This is a genomic window from Fontibacillus forbon (assembly GCF_046559655.1).
Taxonomy (GTDB): domain Bacteria; phylum Bacillota; class Bacilli; order Paenibacillales; family Paenibacillaceae; genus Fontibacillus.
In genome coordinates, this window is sequence record NZ_JBKGFV010000003.1 from 582,601 (window position 1) to 605,280 (window position 22,680).

A 22,680-nucleotide genomic window follows, 5' to 3' on the forward strand; every position below is an offset into this window, starting at 1 on the left:
TGTCGATCTCTTCATACCGTATCCCGCTCAATCAAGCGAAAGCGGAACTCCTCCGTGACGGAAGGCAGGTTCGGATCGAGAATTTGGCTGTGGAGTATCCCGAATGCCCGGGCTCCGATTTCGGCCAGCCGGTTATCGATCGTGGATATCCCGAACACTTCGGAAATCGGCTGATTGTCAAAACCGACGATGGCGATATCGCCAGGCACTTGGATTCCCCGTTCCCTTAGGGAAACAAGCAGACCGGCAGCGATTTCGTCTCCGTTGACCAAGAGCGCCGAGGGACGTTTCTCCATCTGGAGCAGCCAATCCGCGATGACCCGACCGTCCCTGATTTCACTGCAGCCGTCCAGTATCCATTCTTGGCGTGCCCGGCCACCGAGTTCCTTAAGAGTATCGGCATATGCGTTCCTGCGGCGCCTGCTGTTTTGGCTGTCCCTTCGGTTTAGCGTGAATCCGATGTCACGGTGGCCTTTGTCCCACAAATAGCGTATGGCATTCCGGAAGCTGCCGTAATGGTCGAAATAAATCGAAGATAGCTTCCGGTCCCGAACCTCTTCGCAGAGAGCGATCGGTCCGTACGCGGCAAAGGGCTCCACCTGATCCAAAGTTAGCGAGCGTGAACGTGAGCAGATAATGACGCCGTCCATTTGTTTGTTTCTAAGCAGGTTCAGCGCGTTCAGCTCCTCCTTTGGAGAATAATTGGTCTGACAGAGAATGAGCTGATAATTATGCAGCAGCGCTTCACCGGCGATGCCTTCCACCAGCTTGGAGAAATAGGGAATATTAATCTGGGGTAAAATGACGCCGATCGATTGTACGTTTCCTTTAACTAAATGCACGGCATTCATATTTCGGGTGTACTGGAGGCGTTCGATCGCTTCTTCGACCGCCATTCGCTTGATTTCGCTGACATACGGATGATGGTTCAGTACGCGGGAAACCGTAGTCACGGACACGCCGGCAGCTTCGGCGATTTGCTTGATATTGGCCAACGGCGGGGCCTCCTTATCGATGATCAAGTTCTGCTTATGCAATTACTAAATTTATATGAGATTTTTTTTATAATTCTTGATCTGAAATGCATTTCATAGTGTACACTTGAGACGAGAGCTTGACAAATATTTGTCAGGCAGCCTCTCAGCAGGAAAACAGAGCTCTGGCAGCGGCGGCGTAACCACCCGGTTTCGGGGAGGGCGTGACGCCGTCCGGAGCTTGTTTTCTTATTTGTCCGTAAACTCTATAATATGTAACAAATCCGGCTCCTGCAAGGAACCGGACCGTTTTTCATTCGGATATCAAACTTCCTCTTTTTGAGGAATGGCAGGCGAATACCCGTTTTTGCGGATTTGACGCCACATGAGGCCGAATCCCAGCGCTCCGATGAGCGCCAGGGCTACTCCCATTTTGTACATGATGACCGGGCCGAAATTTTGAAAGATCCATCCCCCAAGCAGGCCTGAGATCACTCCCGACATTCCGCTTAGGGCAAAGGCGTAAACGGCTTGTCCGGCAGATCGCAGCGGCCGTGGCAAGAACAAGGCGGTCAGCCTGGTTCCTACATAGAAGAAACCGCCGAAGGTTACGGCGTGCAAGATCTGGATGAGAATAATTTGAATCGGCGCGGTTGCCTCCGCCATCAAATTCCAGCGCAGCGCGAACAATAAGCTGACAAGCGTCAGGCAGCCCATTAGGTAAGTGATTTTACGTTTTAGGAAGCGACTTAGCAGAACGAAAGCGAGCACCTCAAAGATGGTCGACAGAAATACCGCACCGCCAACCTGAAATCGCGACCCGCCTAGATCAGTGATAAACAGCGGCATAAAGATACCGTTGATCGAGTTGGGAATCGAAACCAGCATACCGAAAATAACGAAGGCAAGAAAATATTTATTTTGTAATGTGTGCCGGATTTCCGCGGATGAAATCCAAGGCGTATTTGTCGATTGGTTCATTGACGGTAACAGCAAAGCGGATCCGATCCCCAGCATTAAGGTGATGCTGAAGAGCAATGAAATTCCGTTTTGACCTACGCTATCGATAATCGGTCCGGCCGTCAGTGCCACGAAGGTCCAGCCTAAAGAGCCCCAAAGCCGATAAGCGCCGAATTTGCGTCCATTGTTTCCGAGATAGCCCAGGGTCAGGCTGTTGGTTTGCGCCAGCAGCGGACTTTGGAAAAAGAAGAGCAAGATCATGGATAGATATAGCAGATGGTAAGTATTCGCCTTGAAAACAAGATGGCCCATAACCAATAGTCCTGTCATCATCAGCAACAGAACCACGCGGATATTTTGGCCACGGTCGCTTAAATGCCGCCAAAATGGATGGGCCAGCAGCGAGATAAACGGGCCGATGGCCATCAGGCTGCCGATCTCCATCTTGTCCATGCCGATGTCTTGCAAATATAATTGAAAGAAGGCGGCAAAAATAACCATGGTTCCGTAAATGAAAAAGTTGAGCAGCCCCAAGGGCAATTTAGATGAAGACGAGAATTGGGTATTGTCCCGCAAGCGCGCCATTCCTTTCTGTCCGACTCCAGTTCGTTCTTTGCATCTATTCATTTCGAAAAGTGACTATGTTCTCAATGTAACACACAGATGAAAGGGGATACAAACCATCTTCTTTTTGTTTTTCCAGTATTTGTTTCAGAAAGGGGAAGATTCTGATCGAGATTACGGCTATTATTCTCGCCGGTGGGAAATCGAGCCGGATGGGTCAAAATAAAGCGCTCCTTCCGGTGGGTGGTATTCCGGTCATTGAAAGACTTATTCGCGAGCTGGAGGGAGTTGCCGCAGAGATCCTTATCGCGGGAGGATCTCAGCCGGAAGCCTACCGTCACCTGGGAAAAGATGTCATTTCAGACGTCTTTCCTGGCTTGGGCCCATTAGCCGGTTTGCACGCCGGACTACAGGCTGCCTCTACTTCCTGGAGCCTCGCGGTGGCATGCGACATGCCTTTTGCCAACAGGGACGTGTTCCAATGGTTGGCGGAACAGGCTCTGCTGGCAGAAAAGAATCAGAAGGATCAGAAAGAAGGCGCTATAAGCAGTGCAGCAGGCAGCGTCATCAGCAGCAAGCATGGGGAAGGTACGGCAAACAGTGGACTAGAGGCTATTATCCCGGTGGTGCAAGGGCAGGTTCAGCCCCTGCTAGCATTATACCGCCGTAGCGTGCTGCCGGGTCTGGAGCGGGAGCTGCAAGCAGGGAACTTAAAGCTGACCCGGTGGACGGAAACGTTGCGGGCCGAATATGTGAATGGCTCGGCGTTGGCCGCGGCTGCTGGAATGCCGCAGGAGCGGATTCCCTTCAATATGAACCATCCCAGGGACTATCGGCAGGCGCTGGATTGGTTGGATGCTTCGACTGACAAAGGCATGAGTTGAGAGAACGCTGAACGGCTTCAAATTATTAAAATTACTTGTTAATATTTTGTCAAAAATATCACATAAAGCGCTTTCATTATGCAGTATAATATGAAGCGAAGATACATGACCCCCTTAATCATGTGTCGGTATATGTACCTTGGATGATTTCCGGTGAGATAAGGAAGTCATCTTTTTTTAAATGAAGAATACATTTGTTGTGTCAGGCTCAATGCATGTCAACAAAGCGCATGAAGAAGCATTGAATCAGCAATGAATGACTTAAATCAGGGAGATGACCGATATGACCACGCTGTATAAGGAGCTTGTGCAAATCCCGGAGGAGCAAGCCCGTTGGATGGGGATGAGAGGCTGGGTGTACCAGTTGCTTATGGATTTTCTAAGCCGTCCGCCGCGGATGTCGCTAATTGCCCAGTGGCGCAGAAGGGTCGAACTGAAAAATACAATTCCCATGTGCCAGGGCGGAAAGAGACTAAAGAGCTACCTGGAAAGCATTCCTGAAGAGAATTTCCGGCGTGTCTGTTATGAGGAGGCGGAAGAATTCGACCGTCTGTTTACGGGTCACAGCGCCAAAATCGCCGCTTGCGAAAGTCTGTTCCTTGCAAAAGAAAAAGGTGCCGATGCTTTTGCCTGTCTCTCGGAAATCCGGGATACTTACATGGAAAGCGGCGTGGTCTTTAATAAAATCTCCGGCGAACATGACGATCATATTTCGCTGGAACTGGAGTTTATGGCGGTATTAAGCGAAGAGATGCTGGGTAAAGTGGGCCTCCGCGAGAGCTGCCTTGAGCTGACGGATGTGCAGATTCAGTTTCTTAAATCCCATCTTCTGTACTGGGCGCCCGCCTTTTCCGCCGAACTGGCCGCTACAACCACAAGCACGCTCTATACCGGTCTGGCGGAGCTGCTCGTTGAGTTTCTTGAGATGGATTTGCAGAACCTCTGCGCATGGAGAGAACTGCAAGGATAGCGTTTGAAGATTATAACACCTGAAGATAGATAAAGTTCGATGACAATAACTTTCAAGATAAGAAGAAATAAGCTGTGAGCCACCGGGGACTTAGGTCTTTGGTGGTTTTTTGCATGCGGGAGGGAGTACGAAGATGCCGGTTATTCCGGTAGTTACACGGGTCGAAAGGATATCTGAGAAAATTAGCTGTAAAACCTACAGTTTATTATTGCGATATGCCGGATTTAGTGAAGATAACTGGAAAACCTACAGTTAAATTTCGGCTAGAGCGAGAATTCGGCGATTTTTGCTTCAAATAGCTGGAGGAATTCCAGTTAATTGAATGAGTTAGGAAAAATACGAGAAGTTAACTGGAGAAAATCCAGTTAATTTTGTTCTGCTTAATCGAAAGCGGGTACGAAGGGTCGGGTGCGGGGAACGGAGAACGGAAGAGCGGAAGAGCGGAAGAGCGGAAGAGCGGAAGAGCGGAAGATCGGAAGAACGGAAGCGCGGAGAACGGGGAACGGAGAACAGAGGACGAGGATGGAGGACAGGTCTGAAACACAGTCGGAAGCATCTTACAGGTATCTGGAAATACAAAAAAACAGGGCGGGAGATGTCCCCGCCCTGCTTTTTAGTTATAAAGATTAATTCAAATCATCTACCGCAGAATTGCGGCGGCGGAATTTCATAAGGAATTCGTATACGACCGGTACGATGACGAGAGTCAGCAATGTGGAGCTGATCAAGCCGCCGATAACGGTGATGCCGAGTCCGCGCGAGATGATTCCTGCGCTGTGTTCCCAGCCCAACACGAGCGGCAGCAATGCGCCGATGGTGGCGAGCGCCGTCATGAGGATCGGACGAAGCCGTGTAGCGCCTGCTTCGAGCAAGGCCTCACGTGTAGACAGCCCCTCGCGTTCCTTGTGAATGACGCGGTCGATGAGCACGATCGCGTTGGTGACGACGATCCCGATGAGCATCAGAACGCCCATGAGAGCCGATACGTTCAGGGTTTCGCCGCCGATCAGCAGACCGACCATGGCGCCGATAACGATGAACGGCAGCGAGAACAGGATCGTGAACGGTGCCAGACCGCCCCCGAACGTAACGACAAGGACAAAGTAAACGATCGCGACCGCGGCGGCCATAGCAAGACCTAGCTGGCCGAACGTATCGTTGATTTGTTCGGTTACCCCGCCGAAGCTGACCGTAACCCCTTCGGGTTTGTCCATGTCATCGATTTTGTCTTGCAGCGCGCTGGATGCTTTTTGGACGTCGGTAGCGACGATTTTGGCGCTGACTTCAACGACCATTTTACCGTCGATCCGCATAATGGAGTCCGGAGAGCTTCCTTTTTCAACCTTGGCGACTTCCTTGATCGGTACTTCCATGCCGAGCGGAGAAGTCAGCGTTTCGTTCTCCATGTCCTGAATGCTGGTATAAGCATTCTTTTCGGTTTCGATATAAACTTTATAATCTTTTCCGTCAAGCTTCACTTCGGTAAGTACCGGACGCTCGCGCACCGGGCTTAGCTTCATGGCGATTTGCCCCGGGGTAAGGCCCAGCGAACTCAACTTTTGCTGATCCGCTACGAGCGTATATTGGTCGTAAGCCGTGGAAAGCGAAGTTTCGCCTTTTTCAAAGTTCTCTGTATCTTCTTGGACCCATTTCAGAATCTGGTCGGAGACCGGTTTAATCTGTTCCAGATTGTCGCCGAACACGTTAACGTTGAGCGAGCTGCCGCCCATGCCGCCCATCATCAGTTCGGACATGTCGCCCCACTCGCCGTCGGAAACTTCCTTCTTCAATCCGAGCAGCAGGTTTTCCTTCACTTCGCTGAAGTTCTTCGTATCCGCATTGTACTCTATATAGAAGAGGGCGGAGTTGGACGAGCCCATGCCAAGCGGATTGGTTCCGCCGACGGAGTACTGCATTTTATCCATATCTTCTTGGGCCAGAATGTATTTTTCGGCCTTCTCCATTTTCTCCCGGACATCTTCAAGACGATCGCCAGGGGCCGGAGAATAGGTAACCATCACATATTTGTCTTCTTGCTCAGGCAGGAAGCTCACGCCGACGAGCGGATACAGGAACAAACTGCCTACCAGCAGGACGACGGCAACGCCGAAAGTGATAAGTTTATGGGACAGCGACCATTTGAGCACGCGTTGATAACCGAGCGCCATGCCCTTCGGATTGCTGTCATGGTCATGCTTCTTGTTCAGCCCTTTGCGGAACAAGGTATGAGCCAGGGCCGGCACCAGCGTAATGGCAACCAACAACGAGGCCAAAAGCGAGAACACCATAGTCAGCGCGAACGGTTTGAACAGTTCGCCGACCATTCCGCTTACGAAGGCAAGCGGCAGGAATACGGCGATCGTTACGATTGTGGAGGACATGATCGGAACGAACATCTCGCGGGTCGCTTCGATAACGAGCTTGCCGCCCTTCAGCTTCTCGCCGGTCAGGGACAAGCGGCGGTAAATGTTCTCGATGACGACGATGGAGTCGTCGACCACCCGGCCGATGGCGACCGTCATGGCGCCCAGCGTCATCATGTTCAGCGTAATATCCATTTGCTTCAGCGCGAGCACCGCGATTAGAAGCGATAACGGAATGGAGATAATGGAAATGATCGTCGAGCGGATGTTCCGCAAGAACAACAGAATGATCAGGACGGCGAACAGGGCGCCGAATAGTGCTTTGGACAGCATCGTGTTGACGGAGTCCGTGATCGGCTTGCCTTGGTCAAGCAATACGGTGAAGTCGATATGACCGTACTGTTTTCCCAACTCGTCCGCCTTGTCTTTGACGAGGTTCGCTACATCGACGGTGTTGGCATCGTTGTCTTTCACGATTTGAATCCCGATCGATTCGGCACCGTTGGTGCGAGAAATCGATTCGGCTTCGCCGATGACTTCGATCTTGGCGATGTCGCCGAGCTTCACTGTCGGGATACCGGCCGGAATGGCGGTCATGCCGCCTTGAGCCGCTGCGGAACCTGCGGCATCCGGGCTGCCTGCGCCTGCCGGTGCACCTGCACCCGCTGCAGAACCTGCACCGGCCGCGCCAGCGCCAGCAGCGCCAGCTCCCGGCATGGCCGGAATGGCGAGGTTCTTAAGATCGTCGACGGTCGTGATGTTGCCGTCAACGACAACCGCTTTTTGCGACTGTTCCAAATCGAACAGGCCGAGCGGAGCGCGCAGCGCGGAAGCTTGAACGATACCTTTGACGGTATCTTCACTAAGCCCGAGTTGCTGCATTTTCGCTTCATCGAAATTGAGGCGTACTTCTTTGACGTATTGTCCGGCAATTTGCACTGAGGCTACGCCATCCAAATCTTCAAGAGCAGGCTGGATGTCGTTTTGGATCGTCCGGGTCAGTGCTTCCAGATCGCCGGATTCGTTATCGGACAAGCTGAGCGAGATAACCGGCATCGAATTCAAGCTGAACCGGGTAATTTGCGGCTTTTGCGCATCGTCCGGCAGGGTTACGTCGTTCAGTGCTTCCCGAACCGCCGCCGTGGCATTGTCCAGATTGGTGTTGTATTCAAATTCGATAAACAGGGAAGCCGCATTCTCCATCGAAGTCGAAGTAATCGTCTTTACTCCGTCGACATTGTGGAGTTTAGTCTCTAACGGCTTGGTAATATCCTGGACGACGCCTTCCGGCGCCGCGCCCGGATAAATTGCGGTCACGCTAAGATAAGGGACGTTGATATTCGGAATGGTCTCCTGCTTCATCGTAAGGCCGCTGTACAAGCCGACAACCGTGACGATGATCGTCAGAAGCCAGACCGCAAATTTGTTGCGCAGGGAAAATTGAATAATGCTTTTCATCAGTTAGGTCTTCCGCTCCTCTCTTTATTTACGAATGATTCAAATAAGGCCGCAAAAGTCGTTCCAGTTCCTCCATCCGGTCTTCCAGTTCGGGAATAGCTTTTACATTGGCCATCATTCCCGCGAAAATGGCCCGGCGCGGCCGGAGTTCAAGGATTTCCTCCTCCATCAGCTGCAAGGATTCAAGTCCTTGCTGGCGCAACTCCGAAGACGGCACCCGTTTTTCCAACAGTTCCTTCAGTTCTCGGATAGCCAGGAGGGGGTGACGTTCCGGTTTCTTCAGGCAGGTACTATCTGCACCCCAGTGCTTCAACACTTCCTCATTGATCAGCGGCTCAGGTTGCCGGTTGATCATTCGCTCGGCAGCCCCGTCAAGGAGGTCGACCATATAAACGGCCATCCTGTGAGTCCCGATCAAAATGGCCGGATCGAACAGCAGCCTTATGTAGGCTCCGAGTATGCCGTTAACCAGCATGATCAAATCCGCGGTATAAGGCGCGATGTTCTCTCCGTAAGTCGCCTCAATCGCTTTTTTGCAGTAATGATGCAGCTTGGCGTTGTTTTCCCGGATGACTTCGGGCTCCCGGTACAGGCTGCCGTTTTTGATCCAATCCCGGAACTGCATCATCAGAAACTCGCGCAGCTCCAGCACCAGGTCAAGCAGTACCTCGAATTGCCTGATCAATCTTTCCCGGGGGTTGAGATCCGGCTGATTCTCCGCATGCAGCAGATGCTCCTGCAACAATTGGTAACAGTAGTCGAAAAGACTGAACTCCAGTTCTTCCTTGGACTTAAAGTGAAGATACAGGCTGCCTTTGGACATGCCGCAGGTTTCGGCGATTTCCTGCATTGAAGTGGCGGATGAGCCTTTGGCGGCAAAAAGCTGCATAGCGGTTCGAAGAATTAGCGTTCTTTTATCGCCTGATTTAACGGACAATACCTATTCACCTCCATTCCTGACCAGCAAGTTCTCAAATTGACTGTCGGGTCATTCTGATTATATTACATCCCTGAGCCACATTACAAATTTGGCGAATATCACGATACGCAAGGAATGTTCCGTCGGTTTCTTCTATTCATGGTAGGAAGAAACGCCAGCTTCATGTAAAATGGAAGTTAGAGCATTGGTACATGCAACGTAGGAAAAAGGAGTACGATATGAGACGCGGACTACAAATCATTTTAATCGCAGCTATCCTGTTTGCTTTTTACTTCTTCGGTTTCGGCATCTTCGGCAAATTCGGCGGGACGCTGGTCAGTATATTTCAAACCCTTACCGTTATTACGATCGGGTTGGCAATTTTTATGGAGAACCGGAATCCTTCCAGCACCATGGCCTGGATTCTGGTACTCGCGCTGCTCCCCGTCGTAGGCTTGGTGCTGTATTTCCTGTTGGGCCAAAATTATTTCAAGCGGCGGAAATTCGATAAAAAAGCGGAGTCGGACCGCAAAAGCTATGAGCGGATCGACCATAACGGCAACATGCTTCCCCGCGATCTGTCGCAGTTTACTCCCGGACAGCAGCGGTTGCTGCAGATGTCCCAGCGGATCGCCCGCACTCCGTTTTCCATGGCGAGCCGGACCCGGGTGCTGACTAATGGGGAGGAGACGTTCTCGACCCTTCTGAAGGAACTGAAAAAGGCCCAGCACCACATTCATATGGAATACTATATTTATCGGGCCGACGACATTGGCCGGGAGATTCAAAAAACGCTGATCGAACGGGCTCGGGCCGGTGTCGAGGTCCGGTTCATGTTTGACGCGGTTGGAAGCATCGGGCTTCCCAAATCGTTTATCAAAGAACTCAGGGATGCCGGAGTGAAGGTGGGAGTATACGGCGAGGTTCGCTTTTTGGCGCTGTCGAGCCGGGTGAATTACCGGAACCACCGGAAGATCGTCGTAATCGACGGGAATACCGGGTTTATCGGCGGGCTGAATGTAGGCGACGAGTATTTAAGCCGCAGCAAAACCTACGGTTTCTGGCGGGATACGCACATGTTGGTCAAAGGGGAGGCCGTACGGTCGATGCAGATTATTTTTCTGCAGGACTGGCAATATGTCACCGGCGAAAAAATCATGGATCTGGAGTACTTGTCCCCCGAGCTGGAACAGGGTTGCAGCGGCGCGGTTCAGATCGTTCCGAGCGGACCGGACAACGAGAGCAGCGCGTTGAAAAATATCTTTTTCGCCATGATTACGTCAGCTAAAAAATCGGTTTGGCTGGCGACACCCTACTTCATCCCGGATGAAGATATTTTAACCGCCTTGCGCGTCGCGGCCATGTCGGGAATCGATGTGCGGATTTTGTTCCCGGCCAAACCGGACAAGCGCCTGCCGTTTTTGGCTTCTCACTCGTATTTTCCATCCCTGCTTGAAGTGGGCGTGAAAATTTACGAGTACGAGAAGGGATTTCTGCACTCCAAATTGCTAATCGTCGACGGCGAGGTTGCGACCGTGGGTACGGCAAACATGGACATGCGCAGCTTTCACCTTAACTTCGAGGTTAACGTGCTGCTCGTCCAGAATGACAGCATTGCCAAAATCGTCAAGGACTTCGAGCGGGATCTGCTTTCCACGAAACGGATCAAAAGAAAAGCATTCATGAAGAAAAAGATCGTCATTCGGTTTATGGAGTCGGCGGCAAGATTGATGTCACCGCTACTGTAACGGAAAAAAGATTTGTGGCCTTTTATTTAAAGGAAGGCGGTCGTTGTTCAGATGAGCAGGAAAGCGTTAATTATCGGGGCGGGCTTTGGAGGTCTGTCCTGCGCCATTGAACTCTCTATCCGGGGATTCCAGGTAACCGTGCTGGAGCGCCAGCCCCATGCAGGCGGCAAACTGCAGCGGGTGGTTATCGACGGATACCGTTTCGACAGAGGGCCTACCACGATTGAGATGGCGCATATTTTTCAAAATTTGTTCCGGCGGGCCGGCCGGGATCTGAACGATTATGTGCGGCTGATTCCGCTTGAACCCAGGTCAAGAAGCGTGTTTGCCGACGGCAGCGTCGTCGATCTGACCGGGGATGTGGAGTTCATGCAGCATCAAATCGGCACCTATAGCCCGGTCGATGCCCTGCATTATCCGGCTTTTATCCGGGAATCGCGCCAAATGCTGCGTTATGCCAGTGAACACATCCTTAATCGGCTGCCGCTGAGCCATCTGGAGAAATGGTGGCCCAAGATCTACAGTTGCCTGCTGGTACCGGAGCTTCATCACTCCCTGAACCGCCAGCTTCGCCGGCATTTCAGTCATCCGAATACGCTTGCAATGTTCGGCAGATATGCCGCCCGCGTCGGTTCTTCCCCGTTCAAGGTTTCTTCCTTGTGCGGGATGTTGGTAAGCTGCGAGGCCGATCAAGGGGTTTACACCGTCCGGGGAGGCACTTATGAGCTGATCGAGGCGATGAAGAGGCTGGCCGAGGAGCTTGGCGTCAAGATCGAGACGGGGGTGGAAGTCAACCGGATCCGGGTCGCCGACCGCAAGATTCATAGCATTGAAACGACGCGAGGGGACTATGAATCACCGCTCGTTATCGTCAATGGAGATGCGCTTTCCGTTAGTAAAAAACTGCTGGAAGAAAAGGACCGTCCCTCCCTGCCCGACCGGTTGATATCCTCATTCGAACCTTCCCTGTCCGCCTTTGTCCAGCTTGCCGGCGTTCCGGTGCGGCTGGACAGGCTACATCATCATACGGTGTTTTTTTCGGAGAATTATGAGGAAGAATTCCATGATATCTTCGTCAAAAGACGACCGCCATCCCGCCCGTCCGTTTACATATGCAATTCTTCTTACTCGGAAGAAGAGGCGGCGCCTCCGGGCTGCAGCAATTTGTTTATCATGACCCATACGCCGTATTTATCGGGTGACTGGGATTGGGAGCGGGAAGGAGAAGCCTATGCCCAAACCGTGTTTTCAACCCTGCGGCAACATGGGCTGGGCGACATGATTCGAGGGCATGAATTGGCGCGGTATACGCCTGCGGATCTGGCCCGCGATACCTTCTCATACCGGGGAGGCATGTTCGGCATTTCCTCTCATAGCTTTATGCAGGAACTGCGCAGACCCGGTAACCGCAGCAGGGATGTGCGAGGTCTCTGGTATGCCGGAGGCACGACGCATCCCGGTGGAGGCGTTCCGTTTGTAACGCTGTCCGGTCAACTCGTGGCCGGTTATATTGCGAAAAGTATCGTTTGATCATGGGATATTGATGGATATAGAGCGAGTTTTAATTGAGGCTGTTGCTTGAAGGAGGCATGAACATGGGAAACACATCACGGCGCAAGTCCGAGCATATCCGGCTTTGCCTGGAAGAACAGGTAGGCGGAGAAGGGATTAGTACAGGGTTTGAAAAATACAGGTTTCGCCATAATGCTTTGCCGGAGCTTAACTTTGACGAGATCAGCCTGAAGACGACGTTCCTCGGCGCGGCTGTAAGGACGCCGTTGCTGATCAGTTCGATGACCGGCGGCAGCGAGCTCGCCGGTCAGATCAACGACCGCCTGGCGGAAGCGGCGGAACGCCGGGGCTGGGCGATGGGAGTCGGCTCGGTCCGCGCTGCCGTCGAACGGGGGGAGCTTGCTCCCACGTTTGATATCCGGCGCAAGGCGCCAAGCATTCCGGTCATCGCCAACCTGGGCGCGGTCCAGCTTAGTTACGGCTTCGGCGCGGCGGAATGCCAGCGCGCCGTAGACATCGCCGGCGCAGACATGCTGGTGCTGCATTTGAACAGCTTGCAGGAGGTGTTCCAGCCGGAGGGGAACACTGGGTTTGGCGGCCTGCTCGCCAGGATCGAGGACGTGTGCCGGTCGCTGCCGGTTCCCGTCGGCGTCAAGGAAGTCGGCTGGGGCATCGACGGAGCGACGGCCAAACGGCTGCGGGAGGCCGGAGTGGCGTTCGTCGATGTGGCCGGCGCGGGCGGAACGTCCTGGAGCCAGGTCGAGAAGTTCCGCAGCGCCGATCCGGTGCGCCGCGCGGCCGCGGAAGCATTCGCGGATTGGGGCATCCCGACCGCGGAATGCATCCGCGAAGTGCGGGCGGCGCTGCCGGACGCCGCCCTGATCGGCAGCGGGGGCCTGAACACCGGCGTGGACGCCGCCAAAGCGCTTGCGCTTGGCGCGGACCTGGCCGGGTTCGGCCGGGCGCTGCTGGAACCGGCGGTGCATTCGGAGGAGCGGCTCGATGCGCTCCTGGAGCGCGTCGAGCTGGAGCTTCGCACCGCCATGTTCGGAATCGGCGCCGGAACGTTGTCGGCGCTGCGGAACACGCCGCGTCTGGTACGGCGCGAAGGGTAATTTGATTAATCTGATAAATCCGGGAAGATTACATTGAATATTTTCATTGCGTTTCTGAAACATTCCCATTATATTGAAGTTAGGAGCCTGGCCGCCGGCACGGCAACAGGAGCAACTTCCAGCGGCGGCGCGGCAGAAACTGAGAAGCTTGGAGCATTTCAAGATGACTCTGATGACTTCTGACGAAGGGGGAAATGCAATGAAAACATCGATTTGGAAATGGAACACCCGAACGGTGGTGACGATCGGGATCGGGGCGGCGCTGTACGGGGCGACGAGCTGGATCGGCATTCCGATCGCGCCGGATACCCAGCTTCGCCCGGCCGTCGCGTTGCTTGCGATTTTTGGCGCGCTGTTCGGGCCTGTAGTTGGATTTGTCGCCGGGTTGATCGGTCATATCATCAACGATTTTCTTACCAGCGGTACCGTCTGGTGGGGCTGGGCGCTCGGATCCGGGATTACGGCGGCATTTATGGGACTGGTTTATCTGTCCAAAGATTTTAACCCGCAGGACGGAGCGATCCGGAAGAGCCATGTGATCCAGTTGTTGATTTACGGTCTGATCGGGATTTTCGTTTCCCTCGCTTTTTCGGGGTTGTTCGATATTTATGTCATGGGCGAACCGAACGATAAAATCGTCATTCAAACGGTTTCCGCCGGATTGGCGAACGCAGCGGTATTCGTGATTCTCGGCATTCCTGCGGTATGGGCGTACGCCAAGCGCAACCGGAACAATACGAATTTGACGGTGGAGAGATAGGAGCAACCAGCGATTATGCAGCCGGTGATTTCATTCCGAAATTTTAGTTTCCGCTACAAAAGTCAAACCCAGCCGACGCTGAAAAATATTGATCTGGACATTGCGCCCGGAGAAAAAATCTGGATTGCCGGACCGAGCGGGTCCGGTAAATCGACACTAGCCCATTGTATCAATGGGCTTATTCCCTTTTCCTACGGAGGCGAGGTATCCGGCGGTCTATTCATAGACGGCGAGGAAGTGTCCGAGCAAGGGATTTTTGAGCGCAGCCGCAGCGTGGGCACCATTTTGCAAAATCCCGACGCCCAGTTTGTCGGACAGACGGTCGGGGAAGATGTGGCGTTTCAAATGGAAAATGAGCAGGTTCCGCAGCCGGAGATGAAGACGCGGGTGGTCACGGCTCTTGAACTGGTCGGCATGTTGGACTACGAAGGGCAAGGCCCCCATGATTTGTCCGGGGGACAGAAGCAGAGCGTTTCCTTGGCCGGCGTGTTGTCAACCCAAGCTGATATTTTGTTGTTCGACGAGCCGCTGGCGAATCTGGATCCGGTAAGCGGCGTCCGGGCGATGCAATTAATCGAAGATATCCACCGGCGCGGGGGAAAGACGGTTATTATCATCGAGCACCGGGTGGAGGATGTGCTTGCGCAGCCGATCGACCGGATCGTCGTTATGAACGAAGGGGAAATCGCCGCAGTCGGTTCCCCGGAGACCTTGCTGAAGGAAGGGCTGCTGCCCCGTTTCGGATTACGGCAGCCGCTTTACTTGAACGCGCTGGAATACGCCGGCGTTGCGATCGGAGGGCTGACGGCTCTCGGCACGCCGGAAGGTGTGCGAATCTCTACGGAGGATGCTGCAAGTGCAGGGATCCGCGAACTTGCGGGAAACGGCGATCATCGGGTAAAAGAAGGGATCCGTAATCGGCTGGAGGCTTGGACGTCGGGCCATGAGGATCCGGGGCCGTCAGCGAGGGGGAGCGCTGCAGCGCCACTGCTAGAACTTCGGGAAGTCTCTTTCGCCTACGGCCTCGGCCGCGACGCCGTCAGCGAGGTCACGCTCTCCGTTAGCGCAGGGGAACGAGTCGCTCTCCTCGGCAGCAACGGAGCGGGCAAGTCGACGCTTTCCGGCCTGATTACCGGTATCTTGAAACCCCGGTCGGGGAAAATCATCTTCCGGGGCGAGGATTTGAGCGGGTGGTCCATTCGCCAAAGAGGCGTGGAAATCGGCTATGTCATGCAAAATCCAAATCATATGATCACCCAGCATATGATTCGCGACGAAATCGGTCTCGGTCTCATGGCAAGGGGCGTCCCGTCCCCGGAACGGGAGCGAAGGACCGATGAAGCTCTGCGAATTTGCGGGCTATACCCTTACCGCAACTGGCCGGTATCCGGCTTGAGCTTCGGCCAGAAAAAAAGGCTGACCATCGCTTCGATTTTGGCGCTGGAGCCGAAGTTGATGATTCTCGACGAACCCACGGCAGGCCAGGATTACCGTCATTATACCGAGTTCATGGATTTTATCGACGGGCTTGCCGGTCTTGGGATGGCATTTTTGTTTATCACCCACGACATGCATCTGGCGTTGGAATATGCGGACCGTGCCTTCGTCATGGCAGAGGGTCGGGTTATCGCCGCAGATCGGGTAGCGCCGATTCTCTCGGATAGCGGAGTGACGGGCAGAGCCCGCCTCCGGGAGACGAGCCTGTCGCGCTTTGCGAAAAGCTGGGGGTTGTCGTCGCCGGCTGCGTTCGTGCAAGCTTTTATCGACGCGGAAAAGAAGGTGAAACGAGCCGATGAGTAAAACCGGAAGTCTGTTCGTTGAGGGGGATTCCTTTTTCCACCGGCTGGACGGCGCCGTCAAACTGATCCTTCTCCTGGTATGGACCGTGGTCACCTTTCTGTTCCTCGACCTGCGGGTATTCGCGGTAATGCTCGCTGCGGGCATTTGCATGCTGCTTCTGGCCCGGATTCCGGTCAGGCGAATGGCGTTGTTGTTTTGGGTGTTGATGGTATTTACGCTAATCAACAGCATCTTCATTTTGATCATCACCCCCCGCTTCGGTTCAAGTCTTACCGGCAGCAATACTCCGCTGATTCCGGTCGGGTACGATACGATCAACGGGGAGACGCTCTTTTACGTCCTGACTTTATCCGCGAAGTATTTAACCCTGCTGCCGATCACGATGCTGTTCATTTTTACGACCCATCCGAGCCGGTTCGCGGCCAGCCTCAACAAATTGGGAGTTCCCTACAAAATGGCCTGTGCGGTCAGCATTGCGTTCCGGTATATTCCGGACCTGACCCAGGAGTTCAAAAACATCCTGAACGCCATGCAGATGCGGGGGCTGGGCATTTCACGCGGGGACGGCAATTTGTGGCGCCGGATGAAAAACCTTTCGCTGGTCGTCGTGCCGCTCTTGCAGTCGTCGCTCCTGCATATCGAGTCGGTATCGAACGCGATGGATCTGCGCGGTTTCGGTACCGGCGCGAAGCGCACCTGGTACATGGGCACGCGGATGTCGCGCAGCGACAAGCTTGTGCTATTGATCTGCGTGCTGCTGTTGGGGGGAGCTATCTTGATGAAGGGACTTTGGGTGAAAAAGTTCTGGTATCCATTTTTATAGGTATATTTTATAGGTATATAATGAACCGGAGAGGTGGAATTTTTCATGGTTGAACTTAGAGCGATGGATGACAGCGAGTTTAAGGAGTACCGGGCTCGCACGGTACATGATTATGCCGTCGAGAAAACTGTCGCCGGGACATGGAGCGAAGAAGAAGCGAACGCCCTGTCCGAGCAAGCGATCAGTCAGTTGCTGCCGGAAGGCCTGGCGACAAAGGACGCCTTTTTGTACACCGTGCTTGATGCTGCGGAAGGAGTCCCGATCGGCAACCTATGGGTCCAGTACAGCGAAAGCAAGAAGGGCCGGGAAGCTTTCATTTTCGATATCGTCATTCATGAGCCTTACCAGGGAAAAGGATTCGGCAAACAGACGTTGCAGGCTTTGGATGAAGAAGCCAGGAAACAAGGGACGGTCAGCATCGGCTTGCACGTGTTCGGACACAATCGGAGGGCTTACGGCCTGTACCAAAAGATGGGCTACGAAACGACCGACATGGTGATGAGAAAAAAACTGTAATTCGAAAAGGAGCGCTTTGCTTGAAAAGCCCTCCTTTTTTTGACGAATCCTTCAACTTATTTGGAGATGTCCTTGAAATCTGGGCGGGGGATAGGTACTATGGTTGAAGAAGATGAGCAATTTACAAGAATGAGGAGTTGTCATAGATATGGCTTTAAAGGCAGGAATTGTGGGCCTTCCGAATGTCGGAAAATCCACGCTGTTTAACGCGATTACCCAGGCGGGAGCGGAATCCGCCAACTATCCCTTCTGTACGATCGATCCGAACGTCGGGGTCGTTGAGGTTCCGGACGAACGCCTTGATAAACTGACAGAGCTTGTCGTACCTAACCGTACGGTCCCTACCGCATTTGAATTTGTCGATATTGCCGGGCTGGTCCGCGGGGCGAGCAAGGGCGAGGGACTGGGCAACAAGTTTTTGGCCCATATCCGTGAAGTGGACGCGATCGTGCACGTCGTCCGCTGTTTTGAAGACGAGAACATCACGCATGTCGACGGCAAAATCAATCCGATCAGCGATATTCAAACGATTAATCTGGAGTTGATTTTGGCGGATCTGGACAGCGTGGAAAAGCGGATCGAGCGTTCCCGCAAAAATATGAAGGGCGGCAACAAGCAATATGCGCAGGAAGTGGAAGTGCTGGAGCGCGTCAAAGAGGCGCTCTACAATGACCAGCCCGCGCGCAGCGTGGAGTTGTCGGACGATGAGAAGCTGATCGTTCGCGATCTGCATCTTTTGACGCTCAAGCCGGTGCTGTATGCGGCCAATGTCAGCGAAGACGGCGTTACGGAAGCGGACAGCAATCCGTTTGTGCAGCAAGTACGTGAATTTGCGGCGGCTGAAAATGCCGAAGTCGTGCCGATCAGCGCGAAGGTGGAAGCGGAAATCGCCGAGCTCGAAGGAGAAGACAAAGCGATGTTCCTGGAAGAACTCGGTTTGCAGGCTTCCGGCTTGGACCGCTTGATCCAGGCGGCTTACCGCTTGTTGGGATTGTATACTTACTTTACGGCCGGGGTGCAGGAAGTGCGTGCCTGGACGATCCGCAAAGGAACGAAAGCGCCGGGTGCGGCGGGCGTTATCCACTCCGATTTCGAACGCGGCTTTATCCGCGCGGAAGTCGTTTCCTACAATGATTTGATGGCGGCCGGCTCGATGAACGCGGCGAAAGAACGCGGACAGCTGCGCCTGGAAGGCAAGGAGTACGTCGTGCAGGACGGCGACGTGATGCATTTCCGCTTTAATGTTTAAATAATATTTAAAGATATGGGCTTGCCTTGACCGGCAAGCCCTTTTTTATTTGGGAATATTTTGTATTGCTGTAGTTCGTAGCGGTTTGTATACTTAAGTCATTGATATTCAGATTACGGAGGGAATTTTGTATGAGCATGAATTATAACATGGGCAGAAAGAGCCAGCTGGACGCGCGGGAGCTGATGCTTCTTGAATCCGAGGTCAAAAGCAGAGGGAAGAATATGGTTATAGCCTATGTCCTCTGGTACTTCCTCGGCCTTTTCGGCGGCCACCGGTTTTATATGGGCAAGACGGGCAGCGCGATTGCCCAGCTTATTTTATCCATTACGGTTATCGGAATGATCGTTACATCTATCTGGTGGATTGTTGATGCATTTCTGACCCACACTTGGGTGAAGGAAGAGAATGCGAAGCTTGAGAACCAGCTCATCGATCAAATTATGTACAACAGAGGCATTTCGCCGACTTATCCGATCTAATTCTTGAAATGCAAACAAGCCTCCGGTTCATTAGCGAACCGGGGGCTTATTTTGCTTGCGGCCCGGAATTCACTAAAAACCGCCGATAAAAGTATCTCTGTTCAAAATGATATTATCATGGTATAATAAAAAGTCGTTTACCTTATAATTTTAATAATTATGGATGGACGTTTTTTTCAGAGGAAATTGTCATAAGAGAGGTGACTTCCCTTGTTGGACCGACTACAATCCCTAGCCGACCGTTACGAGAAGCTGAGCGAGCTGCTCTGCGATCCCGACGTGGCGAACGATACCAAAAAGCTGCGGGATTATTCTAAAGAACAATCGGATTTACAGCCGGCTTTTGAGGCGTACACCGAATACAAGCAGGTCATGGAAGAGCTTGAAGCCGCCAAGGCGATGCAAGCGGAGAAGCTGGACGATGAAATGCGCGAAATGGTTAAGCTGGAAATCGAGGAGCTTTCCGGACGCCAGCAGGAACTGGAGGAGAAAATCCGAATTCTGCTGCTGCCGAAGGACCCGAATGACGATAAAAACGTGATCGTTGAAATCCGCGGCGCGGCCGGCGGTGACGAAGCGGCACTGTTTGCGGCCGACCTGTACCGGATGTACACCCGTTTTGCGGATACTCAAGGATGGAAAGTGGACGTGATGGATGTAAATGAAAGTGATCTCGGCGGCTTTAAAGAGGTTATTTTCATGATCAACGGACGCGGCGCGTACAGCAAAATGAAGTACGAAAGCGGTGCGCACCGCGTACAGCGGATTCCGTCGACGGAGTCCGGCGGACGGATTCATACGTCGACTTCGACGGTGGCGGTCATGCCGGAAGCCGAAGAAGTCGATATCGAAATTCTCGACAAGGATATCCGCGTCGATACATTCTGCTCCAGCGGTGCCGGCGGGCAGTCCGTCAACACGACGAAATCGGCGGTGCGGGTAACGCATATCCCGACGGGCATCGTGGCGACCTGTCAGGATGGCAAATCGCAAAACTCCAATAAGGAGAAAGCGCTGCAGGTGCTTCGCGCCCGGATCTCGGATATGAAGCGGCAGGAGGAAGAAGCGAAGTACGCCGGCGAGCGGAAAAGCAAAGTGGGCACAGGGGACCGCAGCGAGCGGATCCGTACCTATAACTTCCCGCAAAGCCGGGTGACCGATCATCGGATCGGACTTACTTTGCACAAGCTGGATCAGGTGATGAACGGAGAGATCGCGGAAATCGTTTCGGCGCTGACGATTGCGGAACAGGCCGATCTGATGGATAAAGGAGAATAATACTTTGAACGATAACGGATATGTATTATCTGGAGCGCTCAATATTTCGGAAGCCCGTAAAGAGGCTTCTTCTTTTTTAGCGGCTCGCGGCGTCCAAGAGCCGGACTCGAATGCGGAGCTGCTGCTCCGCCATGTTTTGGGCTTGGAAGGTGCGGCGTATTTGGCCGCGCTGCGCGATCCGTTCCCGGGCGAGCGGCAAGCCGCCTGGGAGGAAGTGATCCGCCGCAAAGCGGCGGGCGAGCCGGCGCAGTATATCATCGGGGAACAGGACTTTTACGGCCTGACCTTTAAGGTCACGCCGGATGTGCTGATTCCCCGCCCGGAAACGGAGCTGCTCGTGGAGGCGATCGTCCAGGCGGGCGATCGCCTGTGGCCCGGCGGCGTGCCTGCGGCCGCCGACATCGGTACCGGCAGCGGCGCGATCGCTGCCGCCCTGGCCCACCTGCGCCCCTTCTGGCGCATCTCGGCGAGTGACATCTCGCCGGGAGCGCTAAACGTGGCGCAGGAAAATGTCCGGCGGCTCGGCCTGGACGTGGCGTTCAAGCAGGGGAACCTGCTTGAACCGTTCGCGGGGGAGCCGCTGGACATCGTGGTCAGCAATCCGCCGTACATACCGGCGGATACCATCGCGCACCTCCAGCCCGAGGTACGCGACTACGAGCCGCGCGGCGCGCTCGACGGCGGGCCGGACGGGCTGGCGCCCTACCGCGTCATGATGGCGCAGCTGCCGCTGCTGCCCCGGCCGCCCCGCCTGATCGGCTTCGAGCTCGGCATGGGGCAGGCCGGCGACGTCGCCGAATTGCTCCGCCGTGCCGGCTGCTGGAGCGAGATCATTACGATCAAGGATCTCGCCGGCATCGATCGGCACGTGCTTGGCATCGCCTGATTCGGGCGATGCCTGTTTTTATGGACCAACGATGCATTGAAGAAAATTCTCTAAACGGAGGGTATAAAGGACTGGTGTCAACGTCCAATAGACTTAGACGGGAGAATTCCTATACAATGGAGGGGAAGGTTTTTTGCCTCAAGCATGTGGAAACGAACTTCCCTGGGCAAACAGGAAAATGAGGATGGGCGGAGGACAGGGTTATGCTGAACAAATTTAAAAAAATCGACTACACGATCGTGTTCATCCTGCTGCTCCTAATGGGTATCAGCATCGCGGTGCTTTACAGCGCCACTTCGAATACACCATATCACGGTTACCATCTACGGATGGCAGTCTATTATCTTTTAGGCTTTGTAGCGTTTTTTGCAGTCTCGCTGATTGATTTCAAACTGTTCGTCAAGTATTCCCTTTATATTTATTTATTCGGAGTCGGGTTGCTCATCGTAGTATTGTTTGTCGGGAACACGTATTACAGCGCAACAGGCTGGATAACTCTTCCGGGAGGAGTCAGCTTTCAGCCGGCGGAGTTTTTCAAACTGCTGCTTATTTTGTTCTTAGCCTTTATGCTGCTCCGCAAGCGGAAACCGCGGTTGTCGTTCTGGAGGGACGTCGTGCCGATTCTGCTGCTTACGTTTATCCCATTCCTCATCGTCATGGCGCAAAATGACCTTGGCAACGCCCTCAGTTATCTGGTCATTTTGGCGGGCATGCTGTGGATTGGCAATATTAAATATACCCACGCCCTGATCGCGCTTGCGATTTTCGCCGGGTCCGTCTTTGGCGGAATTACCGCTTACAAGGTTTATCATGATGAAGTGTACGCCTTCTTCCAGGACATTGGACGCGAACACTGGATTGAACGGATCGACCCTTGGCTGGTCCCGGAAAAAGCAACGGAAAAGGCCATCTATCATACGCGCAACGCCAAGCTCGCCATCGCCTCCGGCGGAATGACCGGGGAAGGCTACCTCAAAGGCGAGACCGTCCAGTCGGAACGCGTTCCGCTGACCTATTCCGACTCCATTTTCGTGGTGATCGCCGAAGAATTCGGCTTTCTCGGAAGCTCGGTGCTGCTCTTGCTCTATTTTGTGCTGATTCACAGACTCATTCTGATCTCGCTGGAATGTCGGGACCGAAGCGGACCGTTCTTGATCGTAGGGATCGTAGCGATGTTCCTTTATCAGATATTTGAAAATATCGGCATGTTTATCGGCCTCATGCCCCTCACGGGCATCACGCTACCGTTCATCAGTTATGGCGGCACCTCGCTCCTCATCAACATGGCCTGTGTCGGACTGGCGATGAGTATCCGGATCCACGGACACGAAACCGAGGAAGAACACCCTCAGGTGTCCGCTTCCCGTTACACCAAACTGAAGTCGCAAAACCGGTAACCTATAACAGAATCGGATAACA

General features: G+C 53.5%; 20 protein-coding genes. 16 read left to right on the forward strand and 4 right to left on the reverse strand.

Going from position 1 to position 22,680, the window contains the following annotated elements:
* Nucleotides 1-11: 11 nt before the first annotated feature.
* Both ACLB09_RS14705 and ACLB09_RS14710 read right to left on the reverse strand, forming a co-directional pair.
* Nucleotides 12-995: a LacI family DNA-binding transcriptional regulator gene (locus ACLB09_RS14705; RefSeq protein WP_410770580.1), complete on the reverse strand. Its 984-nt coding sequence runs from the start codon at nt 993-995 to the stop codon at nt 12-14.
* 303 nt (nt 996-1,298) lie between these two features.
* Nucleotides 1,299-2,519 (reverse strand): MFS transporter, encoded by a 1,221-nt coding sequence (locus tag ACLB09_RS14710; RefSeq protein ID WP_410770581.1) that lies wholly within the window; start codon nt 2,517-2,519, stop codon nt 1,299-1,301.
* 164 nt (nt 2,520-2,683) lie between these two features.
* Here ACLB09_RS14710 and mobA point away from each other — a divergent pair, with 164 nt between their 5' ends.
* The 3 genes from mobA (at nt 2,684) to ACLB09_RS14725 (ending at nt 4,891) form a co-directional block, all read left to right on the forward strand.
* Nucleotides 2,684-3,382: a molybdenum cofactor guanylyltransferase gene (mobA, locus tag ACLB09_RS14715; RefSeq protein WP_410770783.1), complete on the forward strand. Its 699-nt coding sequence runs from the start codon at nt 2,684-2,686 to the stop codon at nt 3,380-3,382.
* 283 nt (nt 3,383-3,665) lie between these two features.
* Nucleotides 3,666-4,352, forward strand: a complete 687-nt coding sequence (locus ACLB09_RS14720) for a TorD/DmsD family molecular chaperone (protein ID WP_410770582.1) — start codon at nt 3,666-3,668, stop codon at nt 4,350-4,352.
* Nucleotides 4,353-4,723: 371 nt separating this feature from the next.
* Nucleotides 4,724-4,891: a hypothetical protein gene (locus tag ACLB09_RS14725; protein ID WP_410770583.1), complete on the forward strand. Its 168-nt coding sequence runs from the start codon at nt 4,724-4,726 to the stop codon at nt 4,889-4,891.
* Nucleotides 4,892-4,978: 87 nt separating this feature from the next.
* Here the strand turns inward: ACLB09_RS14725 and ACLB09_RS14730 are convergent, their stop codons facing one another.
* Together ACLB09_RS14730 and ACLB09_RS14735 are read right to left on the reverse strand one after the other, a co-directional pair.
* On the reverse strand, nt 4,979-8,173 hold the full coding sequence (locus ACLB09_RS14730) for an efflux RND transporter permease subunit (protein WP_410770584.1): 3,195 nt from the start codon (nt 8,171-8,173) through the stop codon (nt 4,979-4,981).
* Between the two features lie 28 nt (nt 8,174-8,201).
* Nucleotides 8,202-9,110, reverse strand: coding sequence for a TetR/AcrR family transcriptional regulator (locus ACLB09_RS14735; protein WP_410770585.1), 909 nt, complete (start codon nt 9,108-9,110; stop codon nt 8,202-8,204).
* 221 nt (nt 9,111-9,331) lie between these two features.
* On the opposite strand from ACLB09_RS14735, the gene cls reads away from it, so the two are divergent.
* From cls to ACLB09_RS14800, 13 genes are all read left to right on the forward strand, one after another.
* Nucleotides 9,332-10,840, forward strand: a complete 1,509-nt coding sequence (gene cls / locus ACLB09_RS14740; RefSeq protein ID WP_410770586.1) for a cardiolipin synthase — start codon at nt 9,332-9,334, stop codon at nt 10,838-10,840.
* Nucleotides 10,841-10,891: 51 nt separating this feature from the next.
* Entirely contained in the window at nt 10,892-12,370 is a 1,479-nt protein-coding gene (locus tag ACLB09_RS14745; RefSeq protein ID WP_410770587.1) for a phytoene desaturase family protein, read from the forward strand.
* 65 nt (nt 12,371-12,435) lie between these two features.
* On the forward strand, nt 12,436-13,467 hold the full coding sequence (fni, locus tag ACLB09_RS14750) for a type 2 isopentenyl-diphosphate Delta-isomerase (protein WP_410770588.1): 1,032 nt from the start codon (nt 12,436-12,438) through the stop codon (nt 13,465-13,467).
* Between the two features lie 33 nt (nt 13,468-13,500).
* Entirely contained in the window at nt 13,501-13,650 is a 150-nt protein-coding gene (locus ACLB09_RS14755; protein WP_410770589.1) for a hypothetical protein, read from the forward strand.
* Between the two features lie 16 nt (nt 13,651-13,666).
* Nucleotides 13,667-14,227: an ECF-type riboflavin transporter substrate-binding protein gene (locus tag ACLB09_RS14760; RefSeq protein ID WP_410770590.1), complete on the forward strand. Its 561-nt coding sequence runs from the start codon at nt 13,667-13,669 to the stop codon at nt 14,225-14,227.
* 15 nt (nt 14,228-14,242) lie between these two features.
* The gene (locus tag ACLB09_RS14765) at nt 14,243-16,027 is read left to right on the forward strand and encodes an energy-coupling factor transporter ATPase (protein ID WP_410770591.1); all 1,785 of its coding nucleotides are present in this window, start codon (nt 14,243-14,245) and stop codon (nt 16,025-16,027) included.
* Nucleotides 16,020-16,850 (forward strand): energy-coupling factor transporter transmembrane component T family protein, encoded by an 831-nt coding sequence (locus ACLB09_RS14770; protein ID WP_410770592.1) that lies wholly within the window; start codon nt 16,020-16,022, stop codon nt 16,848-16,850. Before ACLB09_RS14765 ends, ACLB09_RS14770 begins: the two co-directional genes overlap by 8 nt.
* A gap of 45 nt (nt 16,851-16,895) precedes the next feature.
* Nucleotides 16,896-17,366, forward strand: a complete 471-nt coding sequence (locus ACLB09_RS14775; RefSeq protein WP_410770593.1) for a GNAT family N-acetyltransferase — start codon at nt 16,896-16,898, stop codon at nt 17,364-17,366.
* A 148-nt stretch (nt 17,367-17,514) separates the two neighbouring features.
* Nucleotides 17,515-18,615: a redox-regulated ATPase YchF gene (ychF, locus tag ACLB09_RS14780; protein ID WP_410770594.1), complete on the forward strand. Its 1,101-nt coding sequence runs from the start codon at nt 17,515-17,517 to the stop codon at nt 18,613-18,615.
* 137 nt (nt 18,616-18,752) lie between these two features.
* A complete protein-coding gene (locus ACLB09_RS14785) occupies nt 18,753-19,097 on the forward strand; it encodes a TM2 domain-containing protein (protein WP_410770784.1) in 345 nt (114 codons plus the stop codon).
* Nucleotides 19,098-19,307: 210 nt separating this feature from the next.
* Nucleotides 19,308-20,375 carry a peptide chain release factor 1 gene (gene prfA, locus ACLB09_RS14790; RefSeq protein WP_410770595.1) on the forward strand — a complete coding sequence of 356 codons (1,068 nt, stop codon included), beginning with the start codon at nt 19,308-19,310 and terminating at the stop codon, nt 20,373-20,375.
* A gap of 4 nt (nt 20,376-20,379) precedes the next feature.
* Complete coding sequence (gene prmC, locus ACLB09_RS14795) at nt 20,380-21,261, forward strand: peptide chain release factor N(5)-glutamine methyltransferase (RefSeq protein ID WP_410770596.1); 882 nt, start codon at nt 20,380-20,382, stop codon at nt 21,259-21,261.
* Nucleotides 21,262-21,464: 203 nt separating this feature from the next.
* A complete protein-coding gene (locus tag ACLB09_RS14800; RefSeq protein WP_410770597.1) occupies nt 21,465-22,658 on the forward strand; it encodes an FtsW/RodA/SpoVE family cell cycle protein in 1,194 nt (397 codons plus the stop codon).
* The last annotated feature ends 22 nt before the right edge of the window (nt 22,659-22,680 follow it).